General features: G+C 61.1%; 7 protein-coding genes. 6 read left to right on the top strand and 1 reads right to left on the bottom strand.

The annotated features are described in order from the left end of the window. The 6 genes from H576_RS15730 to H576_RS16170 all read left to right on the top strand — a co-directional run. On the top strand, positions 1-1,892 hold a 1,892-nt coding region (locus H576_RS15730; protein WP_051172729.1), incomplete at its 5' end, for a glycosyltransferase. Positions 1,893-1,916: 24 nt separating this feature from the next. Continuing rightward, on the top strand, positions 1,917-2,675 hold the full coding sequence (locus tag H576_RS17305; RefSeq protein ID WP_084502722.1) for a CatB-related O-acetyltransferase: 759 nt from the start codon (positions 1,917-1,919) through the stop codon (positions 2,673-2,675). 36 nt (positions 2,676-2,711) lie between these two features. Beyond that, on the top strand, positions 2,712-3,575 hold the full coding sequence (locus H576_RS0112185; protein WP_029151159.1) for a hypothetical protein: 864 nt from the start codon (positions 2,712-2,714) through the stop codon (positions 3,573-3,575). Then, positions 3,575-4,333 (top strand): alpha/beta fold hydrolase, encoded by a 759-nt coding sequence (locus tag H576_RS0112190; protein WP_029151160.1) that lies wholly within the window; start codon positions 3,575-3,577, stop codon positions 4,331-4,333. The genes H576_RS0112185 and H576_RS0112190 overlap by 1 nt, the downstream gene beginning before the upstream one ends. A gap of 118 nt (positions 4,334-4,451) precedes the next feature. Next, entirely contained in the window at positions 4,452-5,519 is a 1,068-nt protein-coding gene (locus tag H576_RS15735; RefSeq protein WP_211215815.1) for a polysaccharide pyruvyl transferase family protein, read from the top strand. A 29-nt stretch (positions 5,520-5,548) separates the two neighbouring features. Continuing rightward, complete coding sequence (locus H576_RS16170; protein ID WP_051172732.1) at positions 5,549-6,355, top strand: class I SAM-dependent methyltransferase; 807 nt, start codon at positions 5,549-5,551, stop codon at positions 6,353-6,355. A gap of 3 nt (positions 6,356-6,358) precedes the next feature. Here H576_RS16170 and H576_RS0112205 read toward each other — a convergent pair whose 3' ends face one another. Then, on the bottom strand, positions 6,359-7,057 hold the full coding sequence (locus tag H576_RS0112205) for a hypothetical protein (protein ID WP_029151161.1): 699 nt from the start codon (positions 7,055-7,057) through the stop codon (positions 6,359-6,361). Positions 7,058-7,232: the final 175 nt, after the last annotated feature.

Below are 7,232 nucleotides of genomic sequence, written 5' to 3' on the forward strand. Positions count from 1 at the left end.
CTAGCGACGGGGTTCTGCACCCTGTCGCTCGCGAGAAACTGCGGGACGATGAGCTGGAGCGCACGCCGCTGTTGTCGGTCGTCATGCCCGTCTACAACGTGGGCCAGTTCCTCGACACCGCGATTCGATCAGTATTGACGCAGGATCTGACAAACCTCGAGCTGATCATCATCGACGACGCGTCATCCGACAACAGCCGTCAGGTGATCGAGATGCATCGGGCTCTCGACCCGCGCATCAAGGTCATCGAGCTCGATCACAACACTCTCGGCGGTGCGGGGGTGCCGAGCAACCTGGGCATTCGGGCTGCTCGCGGCAAGTACCTGGCGTTCGTCGACAGCGACGACTGGGTGAAGGCAGGGATCTTCTCGAAGCTCGTGGAGCTCGCTGATCAGAACAACGCACAGCTCGTCGTCGGCGACTTCCGTACCTTCAACGACACAGATCGCGACATCGTCGATGCGTACGACAACGCGGCCTGGCGCGACATCCCGCTGGGCGAGGTCATCTCGGCGTACACGCACCCAGCGCTGCTGCGGCTCTCGGCGGTGCCGTGGCGCAAGCTGTATCGGCGCGACCTGCTTACCGAGAACCACATCCTCTATCCCGAGGGCGACTACTTCTACGAGGACAACCCGTTGCATTGGTTCGTCTTGTCGCGTGCCGACCGCGTCGTCGCGACGGACGATGTCATCAGTTATCACCGCATGGAGCGCGAGGGGCAGACGATGGGGGCGAGTGAGTACAAGCTCGGTGCCGTCACCGCCCACGCGAATACGATCTTCAACTTCCTCGCCGCGACCGAGCATGACGGGCGGGACCTGCTGTTCGAGGAGTTTTTCGCATACCTCTCGCGTGTCAAGTGGACGATCAAGCGCCAGCAGCAGCCGGCAGCCGCGCGCCTCATCGAGCACCGTCTCTCGCATATCTACAAGAGGGCCGTGGCCGCGGCCCCCGGCGTACGGGTGCCCGACGAGATCCGCATGCAGTTCGAGGAGTACGCAGGGGCGTACCCCGATATCGACCTCACGGTCGTGATGCCCGTGTACAACAGTGCGGATCTGCTGCGATCGTCACTCGATTCGGTGCTGAGGCTCAGCGGAATCAGCTTCGACGTGCTGTTGGTTGATGACGGCTCGTCGGATGACTCGTTGAAGATCATGCGCGAGTACGAGCAGAAGCATGCGAACGTCCACGCGTTCACACAGGGCAACCGTGGAGCGGGCCGTGCCCGCAACTCTGTGATTCCCCTCGTGGCGGGAAGGTACGCATTCTTCCTCGACTCGGATGACGTCATCGACGCGTCGGCCCTCGAGAAGGCAGTCGCCCACGCCGACGTCACCGGATCGGACCTGACTTTCGTGAAGTATCAGGTTGACTACATTGACGAGAAGAAGGTCAAGGGCATGTTCGCCCGCGATGTCGAGGCCTGGGAGAAGTTGCCACTCAGCCGGACCAACGCAGAGCGGCAGGCGTTCACGGCGAACATGATCAACTACCCGTGGACGCGCATCATCAGCACCGATCTGTTGCACGATGCGAACGTCTTCTTCGGCCCGACGGTCGTCCACAACGATGTGCTGTACCACTGGCACAGCGTGATGGCCGCAACGAACATCGGCTTCTACGATGCGATCGTCTGCTCCCATCGGAAGTTCAAGGAACGTGACCAGGTCACGAACATCAAGGACGCACGCCGCATGGCTGTGCTCGAGGCGCTGCGAGGTACGAATAAGCGCATCTCCGACCTCGAGTCGTACGACAATGGCCGCGAGGCGTGGCAGACTTTCTCGCTGAAGCTGCTTGACTGGGCTTTGGACCTGATCCCGGCCGAGTTGAGGAAAACATACCAGGACCATGCGGAGACGCTCGCCGCTGAGATCCGAGACTGACGAAGAATCCTCAAGGAGATACCGATGGCGGTTGTGCCGATCACTCTGTCTGAGGCTGATGCTGCAATCCTGTGGGACGGCGATATCGTCTACAATAAGCAGAAGATGAAGCTCGCTGTGGCGGCGGGGTCGAAGGTCTATGTCGTGAACGGGCGGCCATTCGAACAGTTCTCGCGACACCCACGAGGGATGATCCTCCCGATCGGATCGTTCTCGTATGTCGTCGAGGCAACGAGCGAGTTCTCGGCGCTAGATATGGGGCGCTACTGCTCAGTTGCGCGCGGATCGAAGGTCGTAGGCGGTAACCACCCGATTGGATCTGTGACAACGAACTCGTACCATTATGGCGACTGGCCGCGCGAATTCCTTCCCGACGACATCAAGTATCTAGGGCCGCGTGAGTCCTTTCCTCGCAGTTACGGACGAGGAAGGATTGGGAACGATGTCTGGATCGGCGCACACTGTGTGATCAAGTCCGGTATCACGGTCGGAGATGGGGCCGTGATCGCGAGCGGCGCGGTTGTAGTCAAGGACGTTCCTCCCTACACTATCGTGGGCGGGAATCCGGCAAAACCGATTCGGGCGCGTTTCCCCCAAGAGATCATTGATCGATTCCTTGATATCAAATGGTGGAACTATCACCCCGGATCTTTTCGAGACCTAAACATGTACGATGTTGAGGAATTTCTCGACAACATGGAGAAGCGGCGTGAGGTGGGGGATCTGTTGCCCTTCGAGCCGAAACGATTCATGTTCAAATCCGGTGCTTTGGTTTCACTCTGAGCTGGCGCCTTTCGATTTCCCGAGAGAAGAATACGTATGGATGTGAATGTTTCGGGCGAAACTGCCCGGGTTGAAGAGCTGGTGTTGATTTCAGCCCCGAGGAGTGGGACGAACTTCTTTTGTGAGTGCCTAGATGCGTTCCCCGAGATCATGGGTGCCAATGAAATATTCAACAAGGCGGGCGCTTTCGGCACTGCTCGCGACGGGCAGCTCGAGGTTATCAATGAGATCGCAGGGACAAGCGCGAAGTCGACGCGTGATCCTGGCCTCATCGAGCTCTTTCGTGGCACACCAGAGCGCGGAATCGAGGTGCTAGCAGAGACGGCGGCTCGCACGGGGCGGAACGTGATCTCCTATAAGATCTTCCGCGGTCAGCTTGAGACGGACGTTCTCAACGCTCTTCTTGTGGACGTGCATCGACATGTCTTGTTCCTTGTTCGCGGCCGGCTCGATGTCTACGTGTCATACGAAAAGGCGCGCCAGACCGATACATGGATCAACGCCAATACGCGGGGCATGGAACTCGAGATCGATATCGAAGAATTCCTCACCTGGTCCAAGCGTACCGACAATTGGTATCGTCGCACGGCAGACACGTTGGATGGACTCGGCCGGCCGTACCGAGTTCTGTCATATGAAAACGACGTCGACATGCCAAAGGGTGACCTCATCGCTCGCCTGTATGACACGCTTGTGGCGGATGGCATCCAAGTGAGCCTCCCCGCGAAGAAGCCCAAGGTCCGCTTCAAACGACAGGATGTTCGGGCCGAACCGTTCCGCAAGATCGCGAACGCGGAAGGTCTCCGTATGGACCTGGTCGCGAGGGGGCTGCTCGACTATGCCTTGAGTGCGCCTCTCGCCGACCGGGACGCACCACATGGGCTGGTGGGGTCCGTCTGATGGGTGATGAGACCGGTGACCAGACTGCGCCGGAGTTCGCGCAGGTCGTGCGCCGTGGTTCCGACACTACCGTCGTAGTGTTCACTGGCCTGGGCCAACGGGTTGGCGGGTTGCCGGCGTTTGAATTCTCGCGCTCTCTTGAGAGCCTCGCCGTCAACAGCGTTTTGCTGCGTGATCCGAATCGTTCCTGGTATCACAGCCCGGTCGCCGAATTTGGCGAGACATTCGCTCAGAAGGCGGCTGTGATCCACGACCTTATCGATAGCGCAGGTGGCCGCTCGGTCCACTTCATTGGAACATCAGCGGGCGGCTTCGCGGCGCTCAATTACGCGACGCTCATTGATGTTGACTCGGTGCTTACGCTGGGAGGGCAGACCGCCATTAGTCATTCGCGTCGTGCGGCGTTCGGAGATACCCGTTGGCCGCACCTGATCGAGAAGGTGAACGCACTGTCCGGTGGTCGCTACCTAGACATCGCAGACGCAGGGCCCTTGCGGGCGAAGAACGGTGCCGTCGCTATTGTCGGCACCCAGTCCAAGCCCGACATTGCGCAGGCCCTCCATGCGGTGCGGTGTCTCGGGGCGACGTGCGTTCCTTTCGCGGTGACCGGCGGTAGTCATGAGGTCGCCCCCGACCTTAAGTCCGAATCGAAGCTCTTCCCACTACTTGAGGCTCAGTTCGTCGACGGCGGCATCACCTGGCAACGGCTGGAGGCGCTCAATCAGCTCGGCGGCGAGTACCAGTTCCTGAGCCTGTAGTGCAGCGGGACGCTGGGGCGAGGTGGTTGCCTTCCTGTAAAGTATACTAAACAGGTCGGGTAACTCAGGATGAGCAGGTGGTGTGGCGTTGACAAATCTCGTGAGTGATGAGATCTCCGTGAGCGAAGCTGCGAGGGTTCGTCCGCGGGTCGGGATCGCGGGTTCATTTGGGCGTGGCAACTACGGTGACGAGCTGTATGTGAAGACGTACGAGCACTGGTTCGGCGAGTGGGCAGACGTCCACATGCTTGCCGGGCTACCGTCACAGGCCTACCTGACCCAGTTCGCAGACTCGTACGTCGACCTCATGGATGCAGTCGTCCTTGGTGGTGGGGATCTGATCTGCCCGTACGCTTCGCGAGTGAGTCATGACTTTGTGAATCCTGCCTATCTGCGACGCCCCGTTCATGTGGCCGGCATCGGGGTCCAGGCGAATCGCCCAGAAGTCGACCCCGCCATCTTGGACAGGTGGAAGTTGTTCCTCACTGACCCCGCAATAGCATCGATCACGACGCGCGATGAAGGATCGCGAGGATGGATCGAGGAGTACCTGAATGTCTCGGTGCCGATCTCTTCCCATCCCGACCTGGTGTGCGCGCTCCCTCTGCCTCGCGCCACGGCGCCAGCGGGTGCACCGATTGTCGGGCTCGTGACTCGCCATGTGCAGTCCGGCGACAACTACGCGCAACTAGCGGAGATCGCTCGCGAACTGAAGTCTCGGGGGTGGCGTGTGCGCCACATTATTGGGAGCGTAGGTGCTCACGGCAAGAAGGATCTCGAGAACTCCAAGCTGCTTCAGGTTGACGATAAGGAGACCGTCTGCGTCGAGGACCTTGACGAGATCAGTCGCGCGTTGGGTGAGTGCTCGCTGGTGTTGAGCATGAAGCTCCACACGACCATCGTTGCCTCGATGTACGGAGTGCCGACAGTTGCGGTCAACCCGGTGGTCAAAGCGAAGCAGTTCATGCGTGCACTGGAGCGGGAGGACCTCGTGTTCCATCCCTTGGATCCTGCGCTTCGAGCGCGGGTCTTGAACGGGGTCGAGGCTCCAGATGCTGGTCGTGTCTCCGCGCTTCGAGAAGGCGCCTCGGCTGCGATGCGTGCGCTTGGCCAGAGCATCTGGGAGACTTTTCGAAGCGGCTCGCCGATTCGCGCGATGTTGCCGACCTCCCCTCCTCGGGGGTAGGGACGAAGACCTCAGAGAAGGGCCCGACAATGGCGGAACCGTCTAGTGGTGAGGAGCTTCTCCGCGATGCCATCGCTGAGCGGAATACGGCGCAGAACGAGGCCGCGAGTCTCCGCGAGGCGCTGGATAGCCTTCGTGGAGAGCATGACCGATTGCTCCGCTACGCCAACAACCAGTTGCGTGCGGTGCAGCGAACGCTGAAGTTCATGCCACGCGAGTTGCTGACCGACACGCAGGCGATGTATCAGCTCATGCAGCGATACCGGCCGATGGCGACTCTGCCCAACATCGCAGGTTGGGCGCTGAGCCCGACCGGTCTTCTCGCCCTCACCGACATCGTCGTGAAGAGTCAGGCGACGACCGTTGTCGAGTGTGGGAGCGGTACGTCCACCCTGTGGCTCGCCTACGCTATGCGTAGTCTCGGGCGAGGCAAGGTCACGGCGATTGATCACCTTCCCGAGTACGTCGAGCGCACGCGAGCAATCATCCGAGAGCATGACCTTGAGGACTACGCTGAGGTCGTTCACGCACCCATCGTCGAACGGTCAACTCCGCGGGGCGACTACCCATGGTATGGATTCACACTCGACGAGATCGACGGCGCAATTGACGTTCTCCTCGTTGACGGGCCTCCGCAGTCGACCGGCTCCCACGCGCGCTACCCTGCGATCCCAGCGTTCGCGCCGAGGCTTGCGCGCGGTGCCTGGCTGGTCGCCGACGATGTTGATCGCGCCGACGAGCAGGAGATGATCGAATGGTGGCTCGAGGAGGAGCCCCGCCTCTCCCGGGATAGCACCCCTGGCCCTGGTCTGGAGATCCTTCGCTTCGACGCGTGAGCGTCAGCGGCGCCGCAGTCGGGAGCGGCGGACTAGCGAAGCGATGGATACGAGCAGCAGGGCCGCGATGGGGACCCCGACGATCATCGCGAGGATGATCACGCGTGCCTCGTGAGGCGGGAGGTCGGCACTTCGCGGGGCCCCCACCTGTGCCTCTGCACCCCTTGGCGGTGTGGGCGCCGCGGTCGGCGTGGAGGGCGGTTCCGGCGAGGGCGACGCCGGTGTCCCAGGGTCCTCGAGACCCGCGAGATGGTGGTGAGTGAGGCCCTCCCACGCCGTGGTATTGCGCACCGTCGCGTCACTTGCGAGGGACTCGTTGATGAATTCCTCGACTGATGCCTGCGATCCGCCCACCGCGTAGCCGGGGATCCGCACATCGGGAAACTCTTCGCTCTCCCGCACCGCGTATGCGTTGTAGACGACATCGACTGGCAGGCTGGCCAGCTGCACGTTCTGGCTCAGCTCGTCAGTGCCTCCACAGAAGCTCGTCGGCCATTCGCTGGTCTCTCTGTAGCCCAGTGAGATGCCTGTGGCGTACGACACCGCAGTTGTGATCCGCGCCTGCTGTTCGCCATAGAGGTCGTCGCCCTGCAATGACGCGGTCTCGGCTGCGTTGATGGTTCCGGCGAGACCCATCGACGTGTGGTTGAGGTCGCGGCAGGTCTCCTGCGTTTGGCCGTTCTGGAAGGTGACTCGTGGCATCGCCTTGGGATTAGCCTCGCACGCGTCGGCCTTGTCATCGAGCCAATAGCACGCGACATAGGCTTGGTCGCGTAGATATACGGCTCTTCGCAGTTGAGGGGGTAGGTGAGGGCGCGTCGGTGTCCTGGTAGGGGTCGAGGTCTCCCGAGGATGGAAGTTCTCACACTGCCCGTCC

This window comes from Microbacterium indicum DSM 19969, from assembly GCF_000422385.1.
In the GTDB taxonomy this organism is placed as follows: Bacteria; Actinomycetota; Actinomycetes; order Actinomycetales; family Microbacteriaceae; genus Microbacterium; species Microbacterium indicum.

Bases quoted from the DNA above. Each gene is read 5' to 3' on its own strand.
- H576_RS17305 (WP_084502722.1), top strand. From the start codon at position 1,917: ATGGCGGTTGTGCCGATCACTCTGTCTGAGGCTGATGCTGCAATCCTG.
- H576_RS0112185 (WP_029151159.1), top strand. From the start codon at position 2,712: ATGGATGTGAATGTTTCGGGCGAAACTGCCCGGGTTGAAGAGCTGGTG.
- H576_RS0112190 (WP_029151160.1), top strand. From the start codon at position 3,575: ATGGGTGATGAGACCGGTGACCAGACTGCGCCGGAGTTCGCGCAGGTC.
- H576_RS16170 (WP_051172732.1), top strand. From the start codon at position 5,549: ATGGCGGAACCGTCTAGTGGTGAGGAGCTTCTCCGCGATGCCATCGCT.
- H576_RS0112205 (WP_029151161.1), bottom strand. From the start codon at position 7,057: ATGCCACGAGTCACCTTCCAGAACGGCCAAACGCAGGAGACCTGCCGC.